The sequence below is a fragment of the Pseudomonas sp. A25(2017) genome, assembly GCF_002001065.1.
In the GTDB taxonomy this organism is placed as follows: domain Bacteria; phylum Pseudomonadota; class Gammaproteobacteria; order Pseudomonadales; family Pseudomonadaceae; genus Aquipseudomonas; species Aquipseudomonas kilonensis.
The window spans coordinates 89,138-114,346 of sequence record NZ_MUOA01000116.1 but is presented as its reverse complement, the minus strand read 5'-3'; the positions used below and the strand labels follow the sequence as shown (position 1 = coordinate 114,346).

Here is a 25,209-nt window from a genome sequence, read left to right as displayed (position 1 = left end):
CGGGTGGGACATCGGCCTGAGCAGCGAAAGTGCAGACGTACAGACGCGGCTGTCGAGTCGATCCGGCCGTCTCGAAGAGGCGCTGACCCAAAGCCTGGGCCAGCCGGTGAGCGTGCGCGTAGCGCGGGAAGAAGAGGTTAGCGCGACATGACCGTCCATGCATTGGCGCTGCCGACTGTGGGCAGCGAGGACGCCAGCGCCCGGCGACTATTAGGCATTGGCGTCCGGTTGCCCTTCGAGGTGGCGGGCGAGACGGGCCTGCTGGAACTGACTCCGGGCGGCGCTGCGGCTGGGAGCACACCGTGTGTGCTGGCATGTGCCCATGGCGTCTTTACCCTGGACGACCCCGGCGCGGTGCTCAGCCTGTTCGGTGAATGCCCGGTGGTCCTGCCTGCCGAACCCGGACCGGATGACGCGTGGTTCTGGTCACTGTTCCAGCAAACCCTGAGCGAGCCCCTGCACCAGGCATTCGGTTTTATCAAACCAGCGGTCGGACCCGCGGTGCAGGGCATTGCTTGCCGGCTCGACGTGAGGGTGGGCGCGGCCCGCGTCACGAGTCATCTGGAAATGACCGGTGCGACCCTGCTGGGGCTGCTTCGCGCTACGCCTTGGCAGCGGCGAACCGCGCCAGGGATCGCGGGCTTTGCGCTGCATGTTCCGTTGGAACTGGGACACCTGGCGCTGGCCGCCGGGCAGTTGGCGAGGTTGCGCCCCGGTGATGTGTTGGTGCCGCAAACCGCTCTGTTCGATTCATCCGGCCAAGGGCTGATTCGCCTGGGCCGGCATTGTTTGCAGGTGCGGGTACACAGTTGTGCCGCGCCGTTGCGCCTGACCTTGCTCGCTCTGGAGGAGACCGTTATGAGCACCACCGCCGACACCGACATCCTGACGCCGGACTGGGACGATAGCACCGGCTACGAACCTGACGCCCAAGCCGCCGAGGCGGCCGAGCACCCGGAGTCGGCCTATGCCGCCGCTGAAGCCGAGGAGGTGCCGATGACGGAGCCGGTCGCTGCCGATCTCCCCGAGCGCTTCGACGACCTGCCGCTGACGCTGACGATACGCTGCGGTCATTTGAGCCTGACCTTGGGCGAGCTGCGCAATCTGGCGCCCGGCGCGGTGCTGCAAGTGCAAGGCGTGACACCGGGGACAGCGGCGCTGTTCTATGGCGAACGGGCCCTGGCCCATGGCGAGCTGGTCGAGGTCGATGGCCGGTTGGGCCTGCAAATCGCTCACGTGGATGTGGCTGGATGAGCTTCCAGGGGGTCGACCCCTTTCTGCTGGCGCTGTTCATCGGCGGGATTTCCTTGGTCCCCTTGCTGCTGATCATCTGCAGCGCCTTTCTCAAGATAACCATCGTGTTGACCATCACCCGTAACGCCATCGGCGTGCAGCAGGTGCCACCCAATATGGCGCTGTATGCCATTGCCCTGGCCGCGACGCTGTTCATCATGGCGCCGGTGGGCCACAACATCGCCGAAGAGCTGAAGGAGCGGCCGCTGGACTTCAGCAACACCGAGGCGTTGCAAGGTTCTGCGCTGAACGCGATAAAACCGTTGCAGGCCTTCATGTCGCGCAATACCAACCCGGACATCCTCGCCCACTTGCTGGAAAACACCCAGCGGATGTGGCCCAAGGAACGCGCCGAGCAGGCCAGTCGCGACGACCTGATGCTGCTCATCCCGGCCTTCATGCTGTCGGAGCTCGAGGCCGGTTTCCAGATGGGATTTTTGATTTATATCCCGTTCATTGTCATCGACCTGATCGTGTCCAACCTGCTGCTGGCACTCGGCATGCAGATGGTCGCGCCCATGACCATTTCGTTGCCGCTCAAGCTGCTGATTTTTGTCCTCGTGCAGGGCTGGACGCAATTGCTCGACAGCCTCTTCTATTCCTATCTTTGAGGATGTGCGATGGACGCGCTGACGTTGTTTAAGGAAGGCATGTTGCTGGTGGTCCTGCTCTCCGCGCCGCCTTTGATCGTGGCGGTGATCGTCGGTGTGCTGACCTCCCTGGTGCAGGCCTTGATGCAGATCCAGGACCAGACCTTGCCCTTCGGCATCAAGTTGGTGGCGGTCGGGCTGACCTTGCTGGTCACGGGCCGCTGGATCGGCGTGGAATTGCTGGGACTGCTGCGTCGGGCATTCGAAATGATGGCCAACACCTGATGACGGCCCAGGCTTTTGTCCCGTATTTCGACTTGCTGCTGTCGATCGCGCTTGGCATGGCGCGCATTTACCCGGTCGCCTACCTGGTCCCGGTGTTTTGCTTCCAGCACCTGCGAGGCTTGCCGCGCCATGCCGTGGTGTTTGCCCTGGGCATGTTGCCGGCGCCCGGTATTCGCCAGGCGCTGATTGATGCCCAGGTCAATTGGCTGTCGCTGGCCGGGTTGATGTTCAAGGAGCTGGTGCTGGGCTTCTTGCTCGGGGTGCTGCTGGCGATGCCGTTCTGGTTGTACGAATCGGTGGGCGCCTTGCTGGACAACCAGCGCGGTGCGCTCATCGGTGGCCAGTTGAACCCGGCGCTCGGCAGCGACACCACGCCCCTGGGCCTCTTGTTCAAGGAGATGACGATCTTGCTGCTGGTCACCACTCTGGGCATTGGCACGTTGACCCAAGTGATCTGGGACAGCTACCTGGTGTGGTCGCCCACCGTTTGGTTTCCATTGCCTGGCGCGGATGGCTTCGGCGTGTTTCTCGGGCTGCTCGGCGAAATGTTCATGCACATGATGCTCTACGCGGCGCCCTTTATCGGCTTGCTGTTGCTGGTGGAGTTCAGCCTGGCGCTGCTCAGCCTGTACAGCCCGCAATTGCAGGTGTTCGTCCTCGCCATGCCGGCCAAGAGTCTGATCGGCCTGGGCTTCCTGCTGTTCTACCTGCCCACGCTGTGGGACGCGATGACCGGCCGTCTTGGTCGCTATGGCGAAATCCGGCATCTGCTGCACCTGTTGTTGCCGTCACCCTGAAGGAGGGCTTCGGGCATGAGCGAAGACAGTGGAGAAAAGACCAAACGGGCGACGCCGAAGAAGATTCGCGACGCGCGCAACAAGGGCCAGGTCGGCCAAAGCCAGGACTTGAGCAGCCTGCTGGTGCTTGCGGCGATCACCGAAGTGGCATTGACCCAGGCCGACGACAGCATGCAGGCCTTGGGAGACATGGTGACATTCCCGCTGCGTCGGCTGGATGTCGACTTCGTGCGGGCCTTTGAGGAAACCTTGGCCCATGCCGGTGGCGTGCTGCTCAATTTCACCTTGATGACCGTTGGGCTGGCGATCGTCACTCGCTTGGTGGCCGGCTGGATACAGTTCGGTTTCCTGTTCGCCCCCGAGGCCCTGCAGCCGGACCCGAACCGCCTGAACCCGATGAACCAGGCCAAGCAGATGTTCTCCGGCCAGGCGCTGATCAACCTGTTCATGGGGCTGGTCAAGGCCGTGTTTATCGGCACCGTGATCTATCTGGTGACCCTGCCGGCACTCGGCTCGTTGATCAATCTGGTCAACGGCGACCTGCACAGCTATTGGCGCGGCTTGGCCAGCCTGTTTCGGCACATCATGCACATTTGCCTGGGTGTACTGCTGGTGCTGGCGATTCTCGACTTCGGCCTGCAGAAATATTTCTTCGCCAAGCGCCTGCGCATGAGCGAGGAGGAGGTGCGCAAGGAGTTCAAGGAAATGGAAGGCGACCCCCATGTAAAAATGCATCGCCGCAGCCTGGCCCGGCAATTGGTCGACCAGCCTGTCAGCAAAGAGACCAAACCGGTGGAAGACGCCGACATGTTGGTGGTCAACCCTACCCACTTTGCCGTCGCGCTGTCGTATCGCCCCGAGGAAACGCCGCTGCCGCAGTTGATCGTCAAAGGCGTCGATGCCGAGGCCCGGGCGCTGATCGAGCGGGCGAAGGCGGCGCGGGTTCCGGTCATCCAGTGCATCTGGCTGGCGCGCACGATCTACCGTGAAGACGTCGGTGGTTATATCCCCCGGGAGACGCTCCAGGCGGTTGCGCATATTTATCGGGTGTTGCGCGAACTGGATGACGAGGCCAAGGGCGAGGTGATCGAGATTCCGGAATTGAACCAGCGTTGAGGTCGATGGAACCGATGCACACGCGGCTGCCACTCAGGGAGTGAGCCAGGCTCGTCCGGAGGATCCCGGCCTGCCGACAGTGCCCACCACACAGACATCGACTCGTGGAGGATTCCCATGCCCGAACCCAGACCCCTGACGAGCCCCTTGAGGGGCACAGGTGCCCTGCACGGCACCGACAGCTTGTCGCCATCGCGCTCACCCTCGCTGAGCCAACGACCCCGTGAGGCGCAGCAGCGCCAAGGCACCCAAAGCCTGCATGACCGGGGACGCTCCTCGTCGACGCCACCGGCGGTGCATCAGCGTGGCCGCGCCCGAACGCGGGACGCCAACCACGCGGCGACGTCGAATGACACGCAACCGCTGGATGACGCACAAACGTCCAGCCCCACTTCGGAATCTCGCACTCCGGACTCTTTCATGAGCGAGATGGAAACCCGTCAAAAGCAGTTGATGGAAAAGCAGTTCAACATACAAATGGGCATGGAAGAGCGCCAGAGCACTATGATGCTGATCAAAAGCTCCGCCGACATGGCCAAGTTGATGAGCGATACGGTGACGGAGGTCACCAAGGGCTTCATGGACAGCGCGAGGAAAGTCATGCAGGAGGGTGGCGAGGCGATGAAGCTTCGATAAAGCGATGAGCCTGCATCAACCTGTGTAGGAGCTGTGTAGGAGCTGTCGAGTGCAACGAGGCTGCGATCTTTCCCCAGCCACTTGAATCTCAAGCGAAAGATCAAAAGATCAAAAGATCGCAGGCTTCGCCAGCTCCTACAGAGTCCCGCAGTAGTAATTCCAGGCCGCGGGTGCCTATCCCAATCGGGTCCGGCTTGCGTTGAGCGAGGTCGGACGAGGGCTGCCCGGCGTTGCGGGCACCGCCAAGCGCGCTCGAACGTCGCCGACCTGGGCGATGAAACCGACGATCCAATGGCAGAACCGCACCTCATCGAGCATCGACAACGGACAATGGGCACACAGGCGAACGCTGCCCTTATCGTCCAGCGCCAACCAGCTGCCGCCGAGCAGATCCAGTCGAAAGTTGAGTTCCAGCAAGCGCTTGTGCAAGCCGGGCGCGTGGGCAGGCACATCGATCGAGCTATGGAGGATGGCGACATCGCCGTGATCGGGCAGCTCGATGATCACGGCTTCGCGGTTGCTCGCGTCATACAGCGCGCACACGCCACCTTCCAACTGCAAGTGCGCATGCAAATGTTCCGCGAGGGCCGAGATCAAGCGCTGGGCAAGCGGTGCGACGGTCATGGAAAACCTCCCTCGATACAAAAGAGTTCATGAGTCATTGTGGCGAGGGGATTTATCCCCGTTGGGCTGCGTAGCAGCCCTGAAATCCGCCACCGTGTTGTATCAGGTTGATGTGATCAGTTCTTTGGGGCTGCTACGCAGCCCAACGGGGATAAATCCCCTCGCCACAGGTTCACCATGTTCCCGGTCCAAACAGTTCGTTGTGTTTCGCTCAATACGTGGCCGAGTAATCGTCGAGGTCTTCCAGGCCCAGCAGCGATAGCTGACGGGACTGGATTTCATCGAGCAGTTCAGTGGATAGCGGCGCGTCGGGCAGCGCCTGCCAGACCACGAGTGCTCGCTGCGGATCGAGAAATACGAACAGCTGCGCGTAGTCGGTCGGCTGGGCGAAACGCCGTTCGAGGGCATGCTGGATCTGGTTTGCGCGCAGCGCCTGGCTTTGTATTTGTAAGGCGAGCCCCACGCTGTGAGGCTCGCGTCGCAGACAGAACTCAATGCCTGGGGCTATTTCCCAATACGTCGCGATGCCGGCGATGATGTTCTTCTGGAAGGCCTGGCGAGTGCTTACGCTGTGTACTGAAAAAGACATAGCGTTCAGTTCTCCAATGGGACGACCGTATGGTCCAGTGGGTGTTCGGGGGAGCCAAGGCCGCCGCGCATGCCGGGTGACCACCAGATCACCAGCCGACCGTTGTCCGGTTCGGCGCGGCTGCAGGCATCGCCCTGGCAGCCCGAGCGGTTCGCGCAGCCGGCGAACACCGGCAGGCTCAGCAATAAAACGAGCAGCAGTGGCGTACGACTCATGGCAGGGTCCTCGCGCTGGTTTGCAGAAGAGAAGGGCGCTCGCCGCCTGGCGTGCGCGTGGGTTGTTTCATGACCACGAACACTTCCGTTTCCTCACCGGGCTCAAGCCACACCTTCGGCCAGGCGGAGGTGGCCAGGGCCCAGCGGCTGCCGCAGCTCGCTTCGTCGAAGCGCAACCTCTGCTGGCCATCGTTGCGTACCACGCCCACGGCGATGCCGTAATCGGGGCCGGCGAACCATTGGGCCCGGGCAGCGTCCAGCGATAGCCCGGGTTGCAACGCGCACAATGTGTCGGGCGAATAAGGAATCGACGCGGCTTGCTTGAACGTGGCCGGAATGTTGCCGTCGGCGAGTTGGGCGAGCACGTCGCTGACCTCGACACGACCGACGGGGCGGGTGCCGTTGCGACGCTCTTCCAGGCGGGCCATGGCGCTGTCGACCTGTTCGCGGTCAAGGGCGGAGATGTAGCGGGCCGGGTCGACCTGGTCACCGATCAGGCGAGGCGTCAGGATGAAGACCCGTTCGCGGCGACTGGTCTCGCGCGTGGTCGAGGAAAACAGCAGCGGCCCGATCAGCGGGATGCGACCCAGCCACGGCACCCGTTCGAGGTTATCGCCGGTCTCTTCGGTATGAAAACCGCCTACCACCAACGACCGGCTTTCCCCCACGACGGCCTGAGTGCTGACCACGCCACGGCGCACGCTGGGCGTCTGCTGGCCGACCTCTGAGGGTTCGATGCGGCCGTCTTCAATGTCCAGGGACATCTGGATCTGATTGCGACCCCCGGTCTCGATGGCATGGGGCACGACCTGCAAGCTGGTGCCTGCCGTGATGGGCTCGATGGTGGCTACGCGCTCGCCGATGGCCGAGATGTACTCGGTCCGGCTGAAGTCGATGACCGCCGGCTGGTTCTCCAGGGTCAGTACCGATGGGTTCGCCACCACCGAGGCCAGGCCTCGGCCCTCCAGGGCCCGCAGTTGTGCGGAAAAATCACCGTAGTCCTGAATGAACACCGTCGAGCTGGCGCCGGGGCGAATCATCGACGCACCACCGATCAGATCGCCGCTCTCGACGTTCCAGTTCGAGGCCAGCTCGGCCAGTTGCGTGCGGTCGATGTCGAGGATGATCGCATCGATTTCCACCAGCTTGCGCGGTACGTCCACATCGCGAATCAGCGGCGTGTAGATTTCCCGCCGCTTGGGCGCGTCGTAGATGAGCACCGCGTTGTTGCGCACATCGGCTTCGACGCGGATCTTGCCCCGGCCGCCTGCACCGCTGTTCGCGCCGGACGGTACACGGCTGGTATTCGGTCGACCCATGCCGTTGAGTGCCAACTGCTCGATGTTACCCATGGTCATGGATTGCTGGTTCTGCATGTTCTGGAACGATGCCTGGGGCGAGGCCGTTTGCATGCCCCCGGACACGGCGCTGCGGCTCTCCAGCAAACCTTTCAGGATGCTGGCGACCCCGGGAATGACCAGTGTTTCGCCGCGGTACTTGACGTTGCGGTCGGCGGCGGTGGCATAGCGCAGCGGGAAACTGATCACCTCCTGCTTCTCTTCGGGGGTCTTGCGCACTTCGGCAAATTGCGCCACCAGGCGCACGTAGCGCTCCGGGCCGGAGACCAGGACCACGCCTTCGTCGGGTAACTCGCCCCAGCCGAAACGCGGATCCAGCAGGCCGATGTCGGTCAAGGCCTGCTTCATGTCCGGCACGGCATCGGCGGACACTTCCAGGCGCGTGGAGTCCTGGTTCTGCAAGGGGCTGACGTACAAGGTGTTGCCGTACATGAACCACTGGAAGCGATTTTCCAGACCAAGCCTGTCGAGGAACGCCTGGGGACTTTCGGCGCGCATCCGCCCGTCGACGGTGCCTTTCACCGTGCCGTCGATCACCAGCTGCACCGCAAAGGTATTGGCAAAGTCGCCGAGTACCTTGGCCAGCGGTGTGCTCTGGGCGTCGTAGGCGTAAGGCGTATTCTTCCAGTCGGTCGGTATGGCCGCCTCTGCCGGCATGCCAGCGCCAAGCGCGCCGGCCAATGCCAGTGCGACCAGCGAAGGTTTCGCCCAGCGGCGTTCGATCAACTGGCGAAGGTGTACCTTGCCTGCGGTCATCAAGCGGTACGGTGTGAGCCACCTGTTAGGCATGACGGATTCCTGTTCCGAGCAAGTGAGCGTGCGAGAGGCGTCGCGCCACGGGCGCGGCAACGGCACGTTGGTTTTTATTGAGAATGGATTGCCAGGTGTCACGCTGGTTGAGCAGTGCTTCGAGCACCTCGATCAAGTCGTCGATGTGCCCGTCCAGCGGCACTTGCGCCAGCAGCCACAACCGCCCGTCTTGTGGCGAACGGGCCAGCGCACCGGGAAATCGCGAGAGGCTTGGGTGCGCCAGCCGAAGCAGGTCTTCCAGGGCCACCTCATGGGTCACCGGAACCGTCAGCTCGACCGATGCCAGCAGGCCTTCGTCGAGCTTGCTGAACGTTGCTTCGCCGTCGTCGATGACAACGGTGAAGTGCTCCGGACCATCGACGTCGGCGTTCCAGCGGGTGAGCTGTGTGCGCAGCTCATGGCATTGCATCGATGATCGCCTTGGCGAGGTTGTGATGGGCGGTGGTCTGTTGAGTGGCGGCGTTCACCGCGACGGACATGCCGTTCATGCTGGTCACGAAGGAGTGCATGTCGTCGAGCGACTGACTTTCTGCCGCGTTCATCGCAGCGTTGTTGACGTTGTCGGTCGCGCGTTGGAAGTAGGTGTCGAGGCGGCGCTGGACGGCATCGGTGGAAGACATGGGCGGTTCCTCTGGGCTGGGTATATTCACGATGTGAGTGGTGGTTATGCCGTTGGCGGTTCCGCGTAAATGAGGAAAAAAATGGGCGTCGGGATGTGGGGCGCGTTTCTCCTGTGGGAGCGAGCCTGCTCGCGATGGCGGCCTGACAGCCGGCCAGGATGTTGTTGACCGGGTACATATCCATTGCTGCGGTAACGGCTACTTAGGGTTCCGCTCTTACAGCGGCTTACTTTTGGAAGAGCGCCAAAAGTAAGCAAAAGCGCTTTGCCCCACCACTTGGCACCTCGCTTAGGCTCGGTGTGCCCTCACTCCGGCATTGCTCCGTGGGCCGCCGCGAAGGGCCATCCATGGCCCAGCGCGGCTAACCCGGCATCCATGCCGGGTTGCCCACTCCACAATGCCTGCGTTCGGCCATCGTGGTTAACGGGGCGCCCGAGATCAACGTCCACCGCGAGGCGGCCTAGTAGCCGACCTGGCTCTCCCGGTCGTACACCCATCAGATCTGTTTGAGCAGGACCTGTGGGAGCAAAGCTTGCTCGCGAGGCGGCCTAGTAGCCGACCTGGCTCTCCCGGTCGTACACCCATCAGATCTGTTTGAGCAGGACCTGTGGGAGCAAAGCTTGCTCGCGAGGCGGCCTAGTAGCCGACCTGGCTCTCCCGGTCCTACACCCATCAGATCTGTTTGAGCAGGACCTGTGGGAGCAAAGCTTGCTCGCGAGGCGGCCTAGTAGCCGACCTGGCTCTCCCGGTCCTACACCCATCAGATCTGTTTGAGCAGGACCTGTGGGAGCAAAGCTTGCTCGCGAGGCGGCCTAGTAGCCGACCTGGCTCTCCCGGTCGTACACCCATCAGATATGTTTGAGCAGGACCTGTGGGAGCAAAGCTTGCTCGCGAGGCGGCCTGACAGCCGACCTAGTTCTTCTGGTCGTACTTCGATCCATTTGTGGGAGCGGGCTTGCTCGCGAAAGCGGTGGGTCAGCTTGCGGTGATGTGTTGTGGTTCGGGCAGGCGTAGGGCTTCGACGGCGGTGGGCCAGTCGAGCAGGTATGTGCCGCCTGGCGTTTCCAGCTTCAGTTGATGTCGCTCCATGTCGGCATCGGCCACCGGCGTCCAGGGGCGTCGGCTGTCGGTGCCCAGGCTCTGGGTCAGGTTTGCCAGGTCTTCAGGATGACAGTGAAGGGTGGCGCTGACCGGGTCGTCCTGGCGCGACGCCAGTTGGCGGACGAGTGCATCGATGCGTGCCTGCTCCGGGACCTCGTTCAACAGCGTCCCCAGGGCCTCGTTGACCACGTGTGCAGCACTCGTCTCGATGCGCTCCCACATGGCTTGACGCTGGGTTTCCCACGCGGCGAGCAAGGTTTCGGCCTTTTCCCAAAATTGTGCTTGAGCCTCGAGCACGGTCGCGTCCGCCTCTGCGCTGGCGCGTTCAAGCAATTGTGCAGCTTGCACCTGGGCCTGTTCGAGGATGACCTGTGCGCGGGCACAATCAACCAGGGTTTCGCGCGCGATGTAGGGCTGCGACAGGCCTTGGCCATCGGGGCGCAGTTCAAGCGAACGCCGAGCGAGCATCGTGTCTCTCCGTTTGGATAGGGGCCGAGGGTGCCAGGCTTTGCTCAGCCTTCCAGCAGGCGGACTGCCAAAGCGTGTTCAGCTTGGCGGCTGGCGGTTGAGGGGCGGGTGCTGATTCGATGGCGATGATTCTGTCGCGTGGGAACGCCAGGCGCGCCCGTTCCCAAGCCCGTTCGCCCAACCAGGAGTGCAGCAGCGCGAGTGGGTCCTGGTCTTGTTCGAGCCAGTGCCCTGGGCGCAGGGCTTTGGCGGTGCGCTCGCACCAGGCCCGGTCCTGCGCCGAGAGTGCCTGTGTTGCCGTTAACGGCGCGCAAGTACTCGCCACCAATTCGCAGGCAAGGGCCAAGGTCCGGGGCGTGCCGCAGAACAGCGATTGCAGCGTCGGGCTGGGTTGGGGTGGCGTGCACGGCGTCATCCCGAAGCTGCGGGCAAGCGCGGCATGCTGCCCCCGGGCGAGGGTGTCGATCTGTGGCGCAGTCAGCAGGCAAAGCGCCGACGAATACCAGCCCCGGTCTGCTTCGCGCCACGCGAGGCTCCACCAGCGAACCCATGCAATCTCCGCCGTCATGCGGCGGTCCCGTTACTGTCGGGTTTGGTCCCTGGGTTTTTCACGGCGAACAGCCCAGGTGTCGCGCTGCTTTGGGGGGCGGTCGGCGCCCCGGCTGGCTTGGCGAGCGAGTGGTCGAGAAAACGTGGCAGCACCAACACGCCCTGACGCCATAGTCGGTAGAGGCCATACAAGACGCCCATCAGGATGGCGAGCAAGGTGATGCTTGCCGTCACGGTCACCGCTCGCCAATAGCCGATGTCATCGGCCTGCATGAGGAACGGTCCGAAATACGCCATCTTGCGCCGTTCCTGATACGGCGCGGCGGGAACGAAGACCACCGATAACTTGGTCGGGTTCTGGGTGGCATCGGCCATGCCGGGAATCCCACTGGCGACCAGATTGCGCACGCGCGGGGTAATGCTGTCGGGGTCCAGGGCATTGGTGTGCTTGATAAACACCGAGGCCGATGCGGGCTGGACCGGCTCTCCCGGGGCCACCCGTTCCGGCAGGACCACATGGACCCGGGCGAGCACCACGCCATCTATTTGTGACAGCGTCGATTCGAGCTCCTGGGACAGCGCATAGATGTAGCGGGCACGCTCTTCCATCGGCGTGGAAATGACCCCTTCCTTGCGGAAGATCTCCCCCAGGCTGGAACGTGAGCGACGCGGCAGGCCAGCGGCTTCGAGTACCTGGACGGCGCTGTTCATGTCGGCAGGCTCGACCAGCACGGTCAGCCCCTCTTTGTCGACTTGCTTGCTCGCCTCCACGTTCTTGTTCGCCAGCTCGGCGATCACTTCGTTGGCATCCTGCTCGGAAAGATGGCTGTGCAACGCCGTCCGTTCGTCGCAACCGGTGAGCAGCAGGCACAGCAACAGTGTTGAGAACGCGCGCATGGACATGACCGGCCTTCCCTTTACTGAAGATTGGTGAGCTTCTCGATGGCCTGGGAGCCTTTGCTGACCACTTTCGCGGTCATCAGGCTTTCCAGGTGGAAGGATGACAGTGAGCGGTTCGACTGCAACATGTCCTGCGGGTCGGCGGTGCGGATGGCCTTGAGCATGTCCCGGTTGGCGCGGTCGTCCAGGCGCTGCAGTTCACCGGAGCGGCTCGACAGCGAGTCAATGATGCGTGCCGCGACGTTGTTTTCGCTGTCCGGGGCGGGGGCTTTTTCGCGCATTTGTGCGTTGAACCAACTGACATCACTGGTCTCGGCGCTCGCTTGTGGCCTGGCGCTCGTTTTGGCGGACGTGGAGGCGAGGTTGCTGGGGTCGATGGCATGTATGTCCACGGAATGTCTCCTGTTTCAAAGGTTGGTTTGAAAACTCAAAGGTCGGGTGCCTTCAGGCGCACATCAGCCTCAAGACGTTGCGAGCGCTACCGGTGACGCTCAGGTGAAACTCGATTTCCTCCCGGTTGCGCCGGGCACGCTGGCGCAGCGGGGGCTGCTGGCCGGCCAGGCGGGCGAGGGCGAAGTCCAGCTCTTCCAGGGCAAGCTGGAACAACCGGGTTTCGCGAGCATCCAGCGCTGTGCCGCGGGCAATGCGTTCGGTCCATGTCCAGCGTTCTGCGTCGAGGGTCGCCGGTGGGGGATAGCGCGCCGGGTGCTGGTCCATGAAGGCGGCGATCTCGAACAACAGGTCCTGGTCGTCTGGTTCATACCGCGCCTGCCCGTCGCCTTCGTCGATGTCCAGCAGCGTCAGCAGTTTCCTGCGGCCCAGGACCGCGATGATCTTGAGCAGCAGCGACAGGCTCGCGTCATGACGACTGCGCCGCGTGGCGTGGTCACCCTCCATCTCCCAGGCGCCGAACAGCGCGCCACAGAAGGGGTTGTTGGCGCTGCCGAAATCGCTTTGGCTGTCGACATCGTTGTCACCGATGGGCTGCCGACGATGGGCGAACATCTGCGCCAGATCGTTGAACAGGTCTTCGTTGGAATAGGCGTCATCGATATCGACGTCGAGATTGGAGCCGGTGCCGCTGTTGATCTCTTCCAGGATGTCTTCCAGTACCAGGCGCAAAGGGTCTTCGGTCTCTGCGGCAAATCTGTCCTGGGGGCTCGGCCAGCCAGACTGGGACTGTCCGCCCGTCGAACCCTTTTCGTTGCCCCACTGGACGAGCGACTCCCTCAACCGGTCGCCGGCTCCATGCAGCGCCAAGTGCAGGCCTGGTGGAGTCGGTGCAGGACGCAGCGTGGGCTCGTCATGGGACAGGTCTCTGAGAGCTCGAAGGCTGTCTGGCAAGTCGATGTGCATTGGGCCTCCTCGCATCGCGCTTGAGGTTACCCCGCCGGAGCGGGGCTGCAGCGAGAGGTCAGAATCGTATGTTTTTCGAGGCTTCCCCCATGGCGGTAATGGCTTTGGTTGCGGTGTCCATCGACCCTGCCGCGATTGCGTTCATGGTGTCGGCGACCAGTTTTTTCTGGTCGAATTGGGATTTCATGGTTGTCATCGCAGCCGAGGTCGCGTCCATCTGCTGCATGGCAGCCGTGGAAGCGGCGAGAGAAGCTCCACCAAAACTCATAGTCGTATCTCCGGGTTGTGGAATGGCGAGACGATCGTGAACGTCTCGATGGTTAAGTGGCGACCGTTGTGTAAACGGTTCCACCAATCCCACTCAACTCGTCGATATTTGCAGGCACTTCATCCGGTAATACAGCGTGCGCCGGGCGATACCCAGTTCGGCGATGACCTTGTCGATGCAGTGATGGTGGCGGCGCATGCAGTCCTCGATGAGGATTTTTTCGAACTGCTGCAGGTGTTCTTTCAACTTGAGCGTCGAGCTGTTGTGTTCCAGTTGCTCGGCGCGGGGCAGTGCCGGCAAGCCGAGCACGTATCGCTTGGCGGCGGACTGCAGTTCGCGGATGTTGCCAGGCCAGGCGTAGCCGAGCAGTTGGCGCAACAGTGCTGGCGACGGCGCGACGTAGGGCCGGTCGAGTGCCTGGGCCTCCCGGCGCACCAGCGACTGGAACAGCGGCACGATGCGCTCCTTGCGGCTGCGCAGTGGGGGCAGCTTGAGGCTGATGATGTTCAGGCGAAAATAAAGGTCCCTGCGAAACTCGCCACGTTCGACCATTTCTCCCAGCGGGCACTGGGCGGAGGCGATCACCCGCATGTTCACCGGGATGTTCTGGGTCGAGCCCAGGCGCTGGACCGTCCTGGATTCCAGGACCCGCAGCAGTTTGGCTTGCAGAGTCAACGGCATGCTGTCGATTTCGTCCAGGTACAGCGTGCCGTTATGCGCGGCTTCGACGAACCCCGCGCGATTTTGGCTGGCCCCGGTAAACGCGCCGGTGTTGGCCCCGAAAAGCTGGCTCTCGGCGAGGCTTTCGGGAATGGCTGCGCAGTTGATGGCAACGAACTTGCCGGAGCAGCCGGACATGCGATGGATCTTTTCTGCCAGCGTGTCTTTACCGGTACCCGTCTCGCCGCGCAGCAACACGTCGATCATCAGCGGAGCGACGCTTTGGACGAACGCCTCGAGGTTGAGGGCATCTTCTTTATAGGGATTGGAAAGTGCAGCGCATAGCAGCTTTTGCATCACTGACGATTCCATTTCTTGTTTGGTTAGAAGGGTCGACAAGTTGAACGATGAAAAGGCGTGTGACACTTCCTCTAGTTAGCGCCGCCGCGCGACTGCACGGGTAATGAACATTTTGCTGGTCACGAGGTTTAGAGAAGAGATTAAAAAAAAGTTCATGCTGGCACCGCCGCTGTTAATCGATTCAGCTAAACGGTCAGCCGGGCTCAAATGCCCTGCACAAGCCGTCTGGCATGGGGCGCAGGCCGAAAAGGATCGGTAATGGCGTCGTTTGGAAAAATTGGATCCGACAAACGGTTCAGCCCAGGCCCTTACTTTGAGCAAGAACTCTAAAAGCAAACACTCGGCATAACTTAGCGGCATCAGCCTAGAGGCGGTTGGCAATACGTGTTGTAGTTAATTCGTCAGTTTGAAACCGACCATGGGCAATAACAGCCCACCGCTAATGTGTGAGTCGCATCAACTTCCCGGCCGGCACTCAATGCCTCGAGAATCGGCTCGATGAAGCTGTTGCTCGAGTTGCAGGTCAGGCCTTCGCTGTAGGGGCCGAAGTACGCCAGTTTGCCGCTGCGATCCCAGATCGCCACGGCCGGGCTGGCGGGAATCTGGCTCGAGCCGGGGAGCGTCGGGAGGCTTTTCAAGTGGCTCAACGTGGCCGGCAGCCGACCTTGGCTGCCGGCTTTTTGTACCGCATAAAACTCGACGCCTTGCGGCACATATTTATCGACCAGCTCGGCAAGGTGTTGTTGGTTGCCGACGTTGCACGGGCACGCCGGGTCCCAGAAATGCACCAGGCGAATGGCGCCGGGGCCGGCCAGATCGGCAGGCAGGCGCAGCGGGTCGCCGGAAAACACCACGGTGTGTTGGCTGAAAGCCCGCAGGAAACGGCCTTGGAACCAGTCATAGGCCATCCACAATACGACGGCGCATCCGAGGGCGAGCAGGCTGGCGAGCAAGGTCGTGCGGTGGGACGGGCGCATGGAGTCGATCCTCTGAGGCCGCGTAGCTTGCCATGCCTGCCGCGACAGATGAATATCGCAGGCCTACAAAGTCTGTTTCGCGCGATGCGCCTATGCCTGGAAATCTTGATGCCTGCCACTTTCGACCCCGATCTCCTGCGTGCCAGCCTGCAACCGCTGGCCCAGTGGCAAGCCCTGTCCGAGCAAGCCCAGGCCTACCAGCGGTTCTATGGCCTGGACTTTCCCCAGCGCAGCGTGCGCAAGGGATTGGGGCGTTTCGAGGTGGGTGGGTATGAGTTGGTCAGCCAGGTCTGGTGGCCGGAAAAAGCCGTGGCGACCTTGTTTGTGTTCCACGGCTACTACGATCACATGGGGCTGTACCGGCACTTGATCGAATGGGCCCTGGAGCAGAAATTCGCGGTGATCGCCTGTGACCTGCCGGGCCATGGCCTGTCCAGTGGCGAACGCGCCAGCATCGAGGATTTCGCCGAATACCAGGCCGCGCTGCAAGGCCTGTTGGCCGAGGCCGGGACGCTGGACCTGCCGCAACCCTGGCATCTGTGTGGGCAAAGCACCGGCGGGGCGATCGTCGTCGATCACGTGCTCAACCAGGGCGCGCAGAGCCCGGCCCAGGGGCAGGTCATCCTGCTGTCACCGTTGGTGCGGCCGCGGGCCTGGGGCTGGTCGCGCTTGAGTTATTACCTGCTCAAGCCCTTCGTGACCGGTATTGCCCGGCGTTTCAGCGAGAACTCTACCGACCCGCAATTCCTGTCATTCCTGCAAGCCGATCCGTTGCAACCGCTGCGCCTGCCCACCGCGTGGGTGGGCGCGCTGGGGCAATGGATCAAGCGTATCGAAGCCGCCCCGAGCAGCCCGCGCCAGCCATTGATCGTGCAGGGACAGGCGGACATGACGGTGGATTGGGCGCACAATCTGCAAGTGCTGCGCAGCAAGTTCGACCGGCCGCAGGTGTTGATGTTGCCTGAAGGGCGGCATCACCTGGCGAACGAGGCGCTGGCGATGCGGCAGGAGATGTTTGGGTTCTTGACCAAGCGGATGAGCAGGATCCGGCGGTGACTGGGCTATTGCTATCGCGAGCAGGCTCGCTCCCACACTGGATCTTAATCGATCACAAAACCTGAGTTCATCCAAATACCCTGTGGGAGCGAGCCTGCTCGCGATAGCGGTCTCAAGGACACTGAAGAGCTACTGCCCGAGATTCTGCCCCACCGCCAACCCCGCCCGAATCGCCGCCAGGGCCGCTTGATAATAAGCCTGGCCCTCGGTCGATTCGGCGAAGGTGGCGAATTCTTCCAGCTCGGTATCCGTGAGGTCACGGTAGACGTACAACAGCGTGTTGTTCAGGTCCGCGCCGATCTGTTCCATTAACCGTTGGCGTTGTCCATTCAACATGCCCTGGGCCTGGCCGGCCCCCAAGAGCCCCGGGATCATCGAACTCAGGCTGTCGGCCGCCACGCCAGCGATCGCCAGGCTGACCTCGGCGCCGGCCTCGCGGGCGGGCAGGGCCTGGGCCAGGTGGCCGATGATCAACAGGCGGTTGTCGCTGGCTGGCATCTTCGGCAGGCCCTTGGCGTTTTTCGCCAATTGATCACGCCGGGTCGCCAGCAACTCAGCTGCCACGACTTTGCGGCCCAAAGGCGATTGGAAGAAGCTCAGGGCCGGCTGAGGGTCACGCAGATTCTTGCGCATTTGCGCCTCGGCCCGCTGGTCCATGGCCCGGGGGGCGAAACGTTGATTGCTGTTGTTCACCAGCGCCTGGAACACCGCCGGCGGCAGGCTGCTCTGATAGCGCTGCTGGGCGGCGCTCAAGGCATCACTGAAATGCGCGCGCTGTTCCGGCCAGCCGGCGACCTTGTACAACTGGTCGTAGCTGTCTGCCCAGGCGGGCAAAACGCAGAACATCAACAGTGAGAAAAGCAAACGGCGCATAGGGACTCCTGTCAGCAGCCGACTATTCTCCGTGGGGTGTGGGGTCTTGTCGAGAATTCGTATCAAGTTCGTACGGCGGTGCAATTTGACGCAGCGAATCGACACAGCGAACCCGCTGCGTGGCGCTGTCGGTTTTGCAGGCACAGGCATACTATGCGCGCCATGCAAATACCTTCTGATCACCCGCTGCTGTTACGTATCGTCGACGACTTGGCCGAGCGCGGCTGGTCGCAGCAGAACCTCTTCCTGCCGGAGGCGCTGACCCGCGCCTTGGCGGCCGAATGCCGCCAGCGCGCCGCCGAGGGCGAACTGGCCCCGGCAGCGGTCGGGCGCGGGCCGTTCTCGGAGATCCGCGAAGGGATCCGGGGTGATCACATCCAGTGGATCGAAGCCGGCCAGGCGCAAGCCTGCGACCATTACCTGGGGCTGATGGACAGCCTGCGCGAAGCGATGAATCGCGGGTTGTTCCTGGGCCTGGAAGACTTCGAAAGTCACTTTGCCCTCTACCCACCCGGCGCGTTTTACCTCAAGCACGTCGACCGCTTCCGCGATGACGACCGCCGCATGGTGTCGGCGGTGCTCTACCTTAATGACGACTGGTTGCCGGAACACGGCGGCCAGTTGCGCATGTACCTGGACGAAAACCTGGAGCAGGACGTGGTGCCCATTGGCGGTTGCCTGGTGGTGTTCCTGTCGGGGGACATCCCCCACGAAGTACTGCCGGCCACGCGAGATCGCCTGTCCTTGACCGGTTGGTTCCGCCGTCGCGGCAACGAGTTGTTCTGACGATGGAAAAGATCCTGGTCAGTCGCTGCCTGCTCGGGCATCGCGTGCGTTACGACGGCGGTGCCAGCGGGCCGTTCGATCAACTTCAGCAGTGGCTCGACGAAGGCCGGATCGTGCCGCTGTGCCCGGAAGTCGCCGGCGGCTTGCCTACGCCTCGGGCGGCGGCGGAGATTCCTGGCGGGCAGGGCGGGCAAGTGCTCGACGGCCAGGCAGCGGTCATCACCACCGATGGCGAAGAGGTGAGTGCGCAGTTCCTGTCAGGCGCCTATCAAGCGCTGGAACGGGTGCGTGAACACGGCATCCGCATCGCCGTGCTCAAGGCCAACAGCCCGTCGTGCGGCAACCTGTTGACCTATGACGGAACGTTCAGCGGTGTGAAGGTCAGCGGCGAAGGCGTGACGGCGGCGTTGCTCAAGCGCCATGGCGTGAAGGTGTTCAGTGAGCTGGAGTTGCCTGAAGCGGCGGCGGCCCTCAAGGCCTTGAACAGCGAGTAACCTTGAGCCGCGCAGTTCTCAGCGGCAAGGAACTCTCTGTGGGAGCAAGGCTTGCCCGCGATACAGGCGCCTCGGTCTCTGAAGGACCGCATCGATTTCATCGCGGGCAAGCCTTGCTCCCACAAAGTCTCTTGTTGCAGGGGTTATAGCTGCTCAGCCAACTGCTCAATCAGCTCCTGGCGTTCTGCCTGGCTCAATCGCGGTTGAGTATTCAGGGATGACCATTGCGGGTGCGCCCGCGCCTTGTTCAAGGCTTCGGGCAGCTTGCCCTCGCGCCAGGTCTTGTCCTGGGGCGTGGCGATGCGGATGCTGTCCAGCGCCGCATGGCCGCGCTGGTTGAGGGCTTGCAGCAGTTGGCGTTGGCGCAGGGCCAACAGGCGCAGCACGCTGTCGTCCACCGTCAACTCCCGTTGCCCCTTGAGCTTGCCCATCAGCCGGCTGCCGTAGCTGCGGGCGGTTTGCAGGGTGCCACCGACAATGGCCCCGGCCAGGGCGGCGGCGCCAAGGGTCAGGCCGCCCACCAGCAAATCCACGCCGGCCCCGGCCGCTGCGCCCGCCGCGATCCCGCCGCCGACGCGTACGCCCAGTTGCTTGAGGGTCTCGGGGTTGAACAGGTCATCGCCCCAACGCCCGTCGAGCAGCGGTAGATCGCTGGCGGCGGCGTCCTGGGGACGGAACGCGTAGAGCTTGAGCAGGGCCTCGACGCAGCGCTGCTCGCGCTGACGCACCGCGCTGCGCAGTTCACTGATGGCCTCGCGTTCCAGTTCGGTGTCGCTGGCGACGCTGCGTCGGCAGGCGGCGCAGTCGATCAGCAGTTCGGCGATCAAGCGCGCCGCGCTCTGCTGGCGGGCCAGGCGTTGGGCCTGTTGATCGGCGACCAGCCGTTCCAGTTGCCCACGGGCGCTTTCCAGCAACAGCGCGAGGCTCTCATACAGACGTCGCTCGCCGTCCTCGGGCGGAGCCACGCTGTCAAAACGTACCAGGGCGTGCAGCCCCAATCGCGCCAGGGCTTCGCGCCAGTCGGGTTCGCGATGGTGGGCGCTGCTGACGAAATTCAACACTGGCAGCAGCGGCTTGCCACAACTGGCGAGGACTTCCAATTCATCGCGGTATTTGGCCAGCACCGGCTCCCGGGCATCGATCACATACAGCCCGGCGTCGCTGGCGAGCAGTTGCCGCAGCACTTTGGCTTCTTGTTCGAAGCGTTGCCGCGCCTCGCTGCCCTCAAGGAAACGGGCCAGGCGCGCCGGGCCGTCCAGGCGTTCGCCCGGACGCTCCAGGCGCTCGAGGTAATCGAGCAGGGCGATGGCGTCCTCCAGGCCCGGCGTGTCGTACAGCTCCAGCAGCGCTTCGCCATCCACCGACAGGCGCGCACCCTCGACATGCCGGGTGGTGCTCGGGCGATGGGACACTTCGCCGAAGCCGACGTCGCGGGTCAAGGTACGCAGCAGCGAGGTCTTGCCGACATTGGTGTGGCCGACCACCGCCAGCTTCAGCGGCTTGATGGGTTCAGTCATGGCCGGTCTCCAGCCAGTTCAAGGGCATGCAGTCGGCGAAGGGCAACTGCAACTGTTGCAGCGCGGTGTGCCAGTCGCCCAGGCGCTCGGCGTCCAGCGCTTCGCCGGGCGGCGCCTGCAACAGCCAGATGCGGGTGGCACTGGCGCTGCGGGCCAGTTCGGCGATCAGTGCCAGGCTGCCGCGGTCCGGTGAACGGCGTGGGTCGCAGGCAATCGCCAGGCGTGCCGGCGGAAAGCGCGACAGTTGTTCGAGGAGTTTGTGGCGCGACTCGCGGCTGTCGAGGATGCCGGCGCTTTTCACGGTTTCGGGCAGCTTGGGCGGCCAGGGTCGATCGTCCAGTTCGATTGCCACCAGCAGCGCACCGTCGCTGTCCATTGCACTGACAGTATTTTCGATGGGATGCAATTGCGCGGGGGCGGCGTCGTTGACGCCCAGTCGCTCGCTGCTGGGCATCAGCCGTTCACGCAATTGGGCGTAGCCCGGCAGGTTCAAGTCCAGGCGCAGGGAGGCGCGGCCGCGCCGCCAGCGCCACAGGCACAGCAGCGCCAGGCCCAGGCGCGGCAACAGGCCATAGACCAGCAGCACGCCGACCAGCCAGGTGGCCCAGGCCTGGCGGGCGCTTTCGATGTTCAGCGCGGCGTCGCCACTGGCGCGGATCATGTCCACCGTTGGCACGCTGAAGCCCAGCAGCGCCGGCAGCGCGCCGAGGGCCTGGGTCATGGCGACGAAGGTCTCGCCGCCCAGGAGGGTGGTTTCCCAGACGAAGCCATAGCGCCGGGTCGCCATCAGCAGCAGGACGATGACCAGCGCACTGAGCATCGCCAGCAGCCACAGACCATTGACCAACACGCCGAGGGCCCAGCGATTGAGTTTGTGCCGTTGCAGCAACAGCAGCAGGGCCGGTGCCAGTTGGGCGGCCTTGGCGTCGCGGGCGAGTTTTTCGCTGAGCCACAGCCACAGGCGTCCCAGCGTGGCACCTTGCTCGCCAGCGAACATCAGGCCCAGGGCCCAGCCGATGAGCAGGATCAGGTTCAGCCCCAACAGACTGCCCAAGGCCCAGAAGACATTGACCGGCGTTTGCCCGTCGCCGAGTGCGGCAAAGCCCAGGCCGGCGCCGCTGATGATAGCGAGCAACGCCAATGCGACCAGCGCCAGGCGCGCCCCTTGCAGCCAATGGTGCAGGGCCTCGGTGAGGCCATCGCGTTCGGCCAGCCAGCGGGCGCGGTGGCGGATGCGCGTGGCCAAGTCGCCGCCGGCCCCACGGGCCAGGCGATTGGCTTCCTGGTCCTCGAGCGGGCCGGCGTGTTCTTCACGCAGGCGTATTGTCTCGGTCAACCAGAGGTTCTGCAGTACTGTCACGAGTGCTTCCGTTGCTCGAATGAGGGTTGAGCATAACCGCTGTGATGCCTGTCGGGGTACGCCGAGCCTCTGGTATCCTCGCGGCCATGAACAAAACTCTCCCCTTAAGCCTGATCGCAGCCCTCGGTGAAAACCGTGTGATCGGCGTCGACAACAGCATGCCCTGGCACCTGCCGGGGGATTTCAAATACTTCAAGGCCACCACCCTGGGCAAGCCGATCATCATGGGGCGCAAGACCTGGGATTCCCTCGGTCGACCGCTGCCGGGACGCCTGAACATCGTGGTCAGTCGCCAGTCGGGCCTGGTGCTGGAGGGCGCAGAAGTGTTTTCCACCCTGGAGGCTGCGGTGGTGCGGGCCGAGGCGTGGGCACTGGAGCAGGGCGTCGACGAGTTGATGTTGATCGGCGGCGCCCAACTGTACGCCCAGGCCCTGGGGCAGGCGGATCGACTGTACCTGACCCGCGTGGCGCTGAGCCCTGAGGGTGACGCGTGGTTTCCTGAGTTCGATTCGAGCCAGTGGACGCTGGTTTCGAACCAGCCGAACCCGGCTGAAGGGGACAAGCCGGCCTACAGCTTTGAGGTGTGGGAGAAGCTGTAAGCCCTGTGGGAGCAATGCCTGTGGGAGCAAGGCTTGCCCGCGATCCGGGCGCCTCGATCCATGGAATACCGCGTCGCTTTCATCGCGGGCAAGCCTTGCTCCCACAAGCTTTGCTCCCACAGGTATCAGGGCAATCAAGCGTGCACCAGCTCCCCATGCTCCTGCGCATCGAGCAACGCCTTGTCAGTCTGCTGCATCACCTGGCTGGTAATCGCCCCGGCGGTGATCGAGCCGCTGACGTTCAACGCCGTACGGCCCATGTCGATCAGCGGTTCGACGGAAATCAGCAAGGCGACCAGCGAGACCGGCAAGCCCATGGCCGGCAGCACGATCAGCGCGGCGAACGTCGCACCGCCACCGACCCCGGCCACCCCGGCCGAACTCAACGTCACGATCGCCACCAGCGTCGCGATCCACACCGGATCCAGCGGGTTGATGCCCACCGTCGGCGCGACCATCACCGCCAGCATGGCCGGATAAAGGCCGGCACAACCGTTCTGGCCGATGGTGGCGCCGAACGAGGCGCTGAAGCTGGCAATCGCCCGTGGAATGCCGAGGCGGCTGGTCTGGGCTTCGATGCTCAATGGGATGGTGGCCGCGCTGGAGCGGCTGGTGAAGGCGAAGGTCAGCACCGGCCAGATCTTGCGGAAAAAGCGCAACGGGTTGATCCCGGCAGCGGACACCAGCAGGCCATGGACCACGAACATCAGGCCCAGCCCCAGGTACGACACCACGACAAAACTGCCGAGCTTGATGATGTCCTGCAGGTTGGAACCGGCCACCACCTTGGTCATCAGCGCCAGTACACCGTACGGCGTCAGCTTCATCACCAGGCGCACCAGGCGCGTCACCCAGCTTTGCAGGGTGTCGATGGCGTTGATCACTTTCTGGCCTTTCTCCACGTCGTCCTTGAGCAACTGCAACGCCGCGACCCCGAGGAACGCGGCGAAAATCACCACGCTGATGATCGAGGTCGGCTTGGCCCGGGCCAGGTCGGCAAAGGGGTTCTGTGGGATGAACGAAAGCAGTAATTGCGGGATGTTCAGGTCGGCGACCTTGCCGGCGTAGTCGTTCTGGATCACTTGCAGGCGCGCCAGTTCCTGGGTGCCGGCCACCAGGCCTTCGGCGGTGAGGCCGAACAGGTTGGTCAGGCCAATGCCGATCAGCGCGGCGATGGCAGTGGTGAACAGCAGCGTGCCGATGGTCAGGAAGCTGATCTTGCCCAGGGACGAGGCGTTATGCAGGCGGGCCACGGCGCTGAGGATCGAGGCAAAGACCAGCGGGATCACGATCATTTGCAGTAACTGCACGTAGCCGTTGCCCACCAGGTCGAACCAGCCGATCGAGGCCTTGAGCACCGGGTTGCCGGCGCCATAAATCGTGTGCAGGGCGAGACCGAACACCACGCCCAGTACCAATGCCAGCAGCACTTTCTTGGCCAGGCTCCAGGTGCGGTGACGGGTTTGTGCCAGGCCGAACAGCAAGGCGAGGAACACCAGAAGATTGAGGAACAGCGGCAGATTCATCAAAAGAGACTCCGATAAGACGTGCCAGTCGCCCGAAGCCGCGACTGTGAGTCGGGAAGCCTAACAGCCTGATAACTAATGAATTAATACTAAAAACGCATGTAGATTGTCGTTTATGGAATATGGCAGCGGCGTTTACGGATATGTCGCTGGCGCTATCAAGACGCAAGCGGTCGCGGGTAGGCGAGGACTGTCACAAGCATTTGTTAGCGTCGAGTTCTTTTGAACCCGGGAGAAATGCCGATGAAACTCGCACCTCGTTTTCTCGCTGTCGCCTTGAGTCTTGGTCTCGCTGGCCAGGCACTCGCCACCGATCTCAAACACTGGCCGGCAGAACAAGCCAAGGCCCTGGAGACGATGATCGCGGCCAACGCCAACAAGGGTAACTACGCGGTGTTCGACATGGACAACACCAGTTACCGCTACGATCTGGAAGAGTCGTTGCTGCCGTTCATGGAGAACAAGGGCCTCATCACCCGGGAAACCCTGGACCCATCCTTGAAGCTGATGCCGTTCAAGGACACCGCCGACCACAAGGAAAGCCTGTTCAGCTACTACTACCGCCTGTGCGAAGTGGATGACATGGTCTGCTACCCATGGGTGGCCCAGGTGTTCTCCGGCTTTACCCTCAAGGAGCTCAAGGGCTATGTCGACGAGCTGATGGCGTCCGGCAAGCCAGTGCCGACCACGTATTACGACGGCGACAAGGTGGTCCAGTACAACGTCAACCCACCGAAAGTCTTCACCGGCCAGGCTGAGCTGTACAACAAGCTGATGGAAAACGGCATTGAGGTCTATGTCATGACCGCCGCTTCCGAAGAGCTGGTGCGCATGGTCGCTTCCGATCCGAAGTACGGCTACAACCTCAAGCCGCAGAACGTGATCGGCGTGACCACGCTGCTCAAGGACCGCAAGACCGGCGAACTGACCACCGCGCGCAAGCAGATCACCAACGGCAAATATGACGAGAAGGCCAACCTCGGCCTGGAGTACACGCCTTACCTGTGGACCCCGGCGACCTGGATGGCCGGCAAGCACGCGGCGATCCTGACGTACATCGACGAATGGAAAAAACCGGTGTTGGTGGCGGGTGACACGCCGACCAGTGACGGCTACATGCTGTTCCACGATGTGGACGTGGCCAAGGGCGGTATCCACCTGTGGGTCAACCGCAAGGACAAGTACATGACCCAGATTAACGGCATGATGGCCAAGCACGCCGCGGCCCAGGCCAAGGAAGGACTGCCGGTGACGGCGGACAAGAACTGGGTGATCGTCAAGCCTGAAGACATCCAGTAAGCCGGTAATGATCGTTCCCACGCTCTGCGTGGGAATGCATACCGTGACGCTCCGCGTCACTGGACGCAGAGCGTCCCTTGCGGCATCCCCACGCAGAGCGTGGGAACGATCAGCCCCGCACTTGGCG

Annotated in this window: 29 protein-coding genes; 11 read left to right on the top strand and 18 right to left on the bottom strand. The window is 62.9% G+C overall.

Annotated elements, in window-relative coordinates; all coding sequences use genetic code 11:
• Window positions 1-147 precede the first annotated feature (147 nt).
• From sctQ to B0E42_RS31285, 6 genes are all read left to right on the top strand, one after another.
• Window positions 148-1,254: a type III secretion system cytoplasmic ring protein SctQ gene (sctQ, locus tag B0E42_RS27120; protein ID WP_077508475.1), complete on the top strand. Its 1,107-nt coding sequence runs from the start codon at window positions 148-150 to the stop codon at window positions 1,252-1,254.
• Window positions 1,251-1,904: a type III secretion system export apparatus subunit SctR gene (sctR, locus tag B0E42_RS27115; RefSeq protein ID WP_024618602.1), complete on the top strand. Its 654-nt coding sequence runs from the start codon at window positions 1,251-1,253 to the stop codon at window positions 1,902-1,904. Before sctQ ends, sctR begins: the two co-directional genes overlap by 4 nt.
• Before the next feature lie 9 nt (window positions 1,905-1,913).
• Window positions 1,914-2,168, top strand: a complete 255-nt coding sequence (gene sctS / locus B0E42_RS27110; RefSeq protein ID WP_003206603.1) for a type III secretion system export apparatus subunit SctS — start codon at window positions 1,914-1,916, stop codon at window positions 2,166-2,168.
• Window positions 2,168-2,965: a type III secretion system export apparatus subunit SctT gene (gene sctT / locus B0E42_RS27105; RefSeq protein WP_024618601.1), complete on the top strand. Its 798-nt coding sequence runs from the start codon at window positions 2,168-2,170 to the stop codon at window positions 2,963-2,965. The genes sctS and sctT overlap by 1 nt, the downstream gene beginning before the upstream one ends.
• Window positions 2,966-2,980: 15 nt before the next feature.
• Entirely contained in the window at window positions 2,981-4,081 is a 1,101-nt protein-coding gene (sctU, locus tag B0E42_RS27100) for a type III secretion system export apparatus subunit SctU (protein ID WP_077508473.1), read from the top strand.
• A 117-nt stretch (window positions 4,082-4,198) separates the two neighbouring features.
• On the top strand, window positions 4,199-4,717 hold the full coding sequence (locus B0E42_RS31285) for a type III effector (RefSeq protein ID WP_172681186.1): 519 nt from the start codon (window positions 4,199-4,201) through the stop codon (window positions 4,715-4,717).
• Window positions 4,718-4,891: 174 nt separating this feature from the next.
• Here the strand turns inward: B0E42_RS31285 and B0E42_RS27090 are convergent, their stop codons facing one another.
• The 14 genes from B0E42_RS27090 to B0E42_RS27015 form a co-directional block, all read right to left on the bottom strand.
• Complete coding sequence (locus tag B0E42_RS27090) at window positions 4,892-5,341, bottom strand: type III secretion system chaperone (RefSeq protein WP_053182816.1); 450 nt, start codon at window positions 5,339-5,341, stop codon at window positions 4,892-4,894.
• A gap of 211 nt (window positions 5,342-5,552) precedes the next feature.
• Window positions 5,553-5,930, bottom strand: coding sequence for a hypothetical protein (locus B0E42_RS27085; protein ID WP_014340718.1), 378 nt, complete (start codon window positions 5,928-5,930; stop codon window positions 5,553-5,555).
• 5 nt (window positions 5,931-5,935) lie between these two features.
• Complete coding sequence (gene hrpT, locus B0E42_RS27080) at window positions 5,936-6,145, bottom strand: HrpT family type III secretion system protein (protein ID WP_024619913.1); 210 nt, start codon at window positions 6,143-6,145, stop codon at window positions 5,936-5,938.
• On the bottom strand, window positions 6,142-8,292 hold the full coding sequence (gene sctC, locus B0E42_RS27075) for a type III secretion system outer membrane ring subunit SctC (protein WP_077508471.1): 2,151 nt from the start codon (window positions 8,290-8,292) through the stop codon (window positions 6,142-6,144). Before sctC ends, hrpT begins: the two co-directional genes overlap by 4 nt.
• Window positions 8,285-8,722, bottom strand: coding sequence for a type III secretion system chaperone (locus B0E42_RS27070; protein ID WP_053182811.1), 438 nt, complete (start codon window positions 8,720-8,722; stop codon window positions 8,285-8,287). The genes sctC and B0E42_RS27070 overlap by 8 nt, the downstream gene beginning before the upstream one ends.
• Window positions 8,709-8,933 carry a type III secretion protein gene (locus tag B0E42_RS27065; protein WP_024618899.1) on the bottom strand — a complete coding sequence of 75 codons (225 nt, stop codon included), beginning with the start codon at window positions 8,931-8,933 and terminating at the stop codon, window positions 8,709-8,711. Before B0E42_RS27065 ends, B0E42_RS27070 begins: the two co-directional genes overlap by 14 nt.
• A 975-nt stretch (window positions 8,934-9,908) precedes the next feature.
• On the bottom strand, window positions 9,909-10,502 hold the full coding sequence (gene sctL, locus B0E42_RS27050) for a type III secretion system stator protein SctL (RefSeq protein WP_018610800.1): 594 nt from the start codon (window positions 10,500-10,502) through the stop codon (window positions 9,909-9,911).
• A complete protein-coding gene (locus B0E42_RS27045) occupies window positions 10,480-11,070 on the bottom strand; it encodes a type III secretion protein (RefSeq protein ID WP_077508469.1) in 591 nt (196 codons plus the stop codon). Before B0E42_RS27045 ends, sctL begins: the two co-directional genes overlap by 23 nt.
• The gene (sctJ, locus tag B0E42_RS27040; protein WP_053182802.1) at window positions 11,067-11,954 is read right to left on the bottom strand and encodes a type III secretion system inner membrane ring lipoprotein SctJ; all 888 of its coding nucleotides are present in this window, start codon (window positions 11,952-11,954) and stop codon (window positions 11,067-11,069) included. Before sctJ ends, B0E42_RS27045 begins: the two co-directional genes overlap by 4 nt.
• Before the next feature lie 14 nt (window positions 11,955-11,968).
• Window positions 11,969-12,343, bottom strand: a complete 375-nt coding sequence (gene sctI / locus B0E42_RS27035) for a type III secretion system inner rod subunit SctI (RefSeq protein ID WP_018610797.1) — start codon at window positions 12,341-12,343, stop codon at window positions 11,969-11,971.
• A 52-nt stretch (window positions 12,344-12,395) separates the two neighbouring features.
• Window positions 12,396-13,184, bottom strand: coding sequence for a harpin HrpZ family protein (locus B0E42_RS27030; RefSeq protein ID WP_253278572.1), 789 nt, complete (start codon window positions 13,182-13,184; stop codon window positions 12,396-12,398).
• Window positions 13,185-13,365: 181 nt separating this feature from the next.
• Complete coding sequence (locus B0E42_RS27025) at window positions 13,366-13,575, bottom strand: hypothetical protein (protein ID WP_003206573.1); 210 nt, start codon at window positions 13,573-13,575, stop codon at window positions 13,366-13,368.
• A gap of 93 nt (window positions 13,576-13,668) precedes the next feature.
• Window positions 13,669-14,592, bottom strand: a complete 924-nt coding sequence (locus B0E42_RS27020) for a sigma 54-interacting transcriptional regulator (protein WP_018610792.1) — start codon at window positions 14,590-14,592, stop codon at window positions 13,669-13,671.
• Between the two features lie 404 nt (window positions 14,593-14,996).
• A complete protein-coding gene (locus B0E42_RS27015; RefSeq protein ID WP_077508465.1) occupies window positions 14,997-15,572 on the bottom strand; it encodes a DUF6436 domain-containing protein in 576 nt (191 codons plus the stop codon).
• A 108-nt stretch (window positions 15,573-15,680) separates the two neighbouring features.
• On the opposite strand from B0E42_RS27015, the gene B0E42_RS27010 reads away from it, so the two are divergent.
• The gene (locus tag B0E42_RS27010) at window positions 15,681-16,628 is read left to right on the top strand and encodes an alpha/beta hydrolase (protein WP_018610789.1); all 948 of its coding nucleotides are present in this window, start codon (window positions 15,681-15,683) and stop codon (window positions 16,626-16,628) included.
• A gap of 129 nt (window positions 16,629-16,757) precedes the next feature.
• Here B0E42_RS27010 and B0E42_RS27005 read toward each other — a convergent pair whose 3' ends face one another.
• The gene (locus tag B0E42_RS27005; RefSeq protein WP_053182789.1) at window positions 16,758-17,501 is read right to left on the bottom strand and encodes a DUF2059 domain-containing protein; all 744 of its coding nucleotides are present in this window, start codon (window positions 17,499-17,501) and stop codon (window positions 16,758-16,760) included.
• Between the two features lie 153 nt (window positions 17,502-17,654).
• On the opposite strand from B0E42_RS27005, the gene B0E42_RS27000 reads away from it, so the two are divergent.
• Complete coding sequence (locus B0E42_RS27000) at window positions 17,655-18,287, top strand: 2OG-Fe(II) oxygenase (protein ID WP_053182786.1); 633 nt, start codon at window positions 17,655-17,657, stop codon at window positions 18,285-18,287.
• 2 nt (window positions 18,288-18,289) lie between these two features.
• Entirely contained in the window at window positions 18,290-18,781 is a 492-nt protein-coding gene (locus tag B0E42_RS26995) for a DUF523 domain-containing protein (RefSeq protein ID WP_053182783.1), read from the top strand.
• 143 nt (window positions 18,782-18,924) lie between these two features.
• Here the strand turns inward: B0E42_RS26995 and B0E42_RS26990 are convergent, their stop codons facing one another.
• Both B0E42_RS26990 and B0E42_RS26985 read right to left on the bottom strand, forming a co-directional pair.
• The gene (locus B0E42_RS26990) at window positions 18,925-20,298 is read right to left on the bottom strand and encodes a GTPase/DUF3482 domain-containing protein (RefSeq protein ID WP_077508463.1); all 1,374 of its coding nucleotides are present in this window, start codon (window positions 20,296-20,298) and stop codon (window positions 18,925-18,927) included.
• A complete protein-coding gene (locus B0E42_RS26985; protein ID WP_077508461.1) occupies window positions 20,291-21,658 on the bottom strand; it encodes a DUF2868 domain-containing protein in 1,368 nt (455 codons plus the stop codon). Before B0E42_RS26985 ends, B0E42_RS26990 begins: the two co-directional genes overlap by 8 nt.
• Before the next feature lie 86 nt (window positions 21,659-21,744).
• On the opposite strand from B0E42_RS26985, the gene B0E42_RS26980 reads away from it, so the two are divergent.
• Window positions 21,745-22,257: a dihydrofolate reductase gene (locus tag B0E42_RS26980; protein WP_053182773.1), complete on the top strand. Its 513-nt coding sequence runs from the start codon at window positions 21,745-21,747 to the stop codon at window positions 22,255-22,257.
• A 134-nt stretch (window positions 22,258-22,391) separates the two neighbouring features.
• Here B0E42_RS26980 and B0E42_RS26975 read toward each other — a convergent pair whose 3' ends face one another.
• A complete protein-coding gene (locus B0E42_RS26975; RefSeq protein ID WP_077508459.1) occupies window positions 22,392-23,783 on the bottom strand; it encodes an L-cystine transporter in 1,392 nt (463 codons plus the stop codon).
• Between the two features lie 243 nt (window positions 23,784-24,026).
• On the opposite strand from B0E42_RS26975, the gene B0E42_RS26970 reads away from it, so the two are divergent.
• A complete protein-coding gene (locus B0E42_RS26970; RefSeq protein WP_018609447.1) occupies window positions 24,027-25,082 on the top strand; it encodes a hypothetical protein in 1,056 nt (351 codons plus the stop codon).
• The last annotated feature ends 127 nt before the right edge of the window (window positions 25,083-25,209 follow it).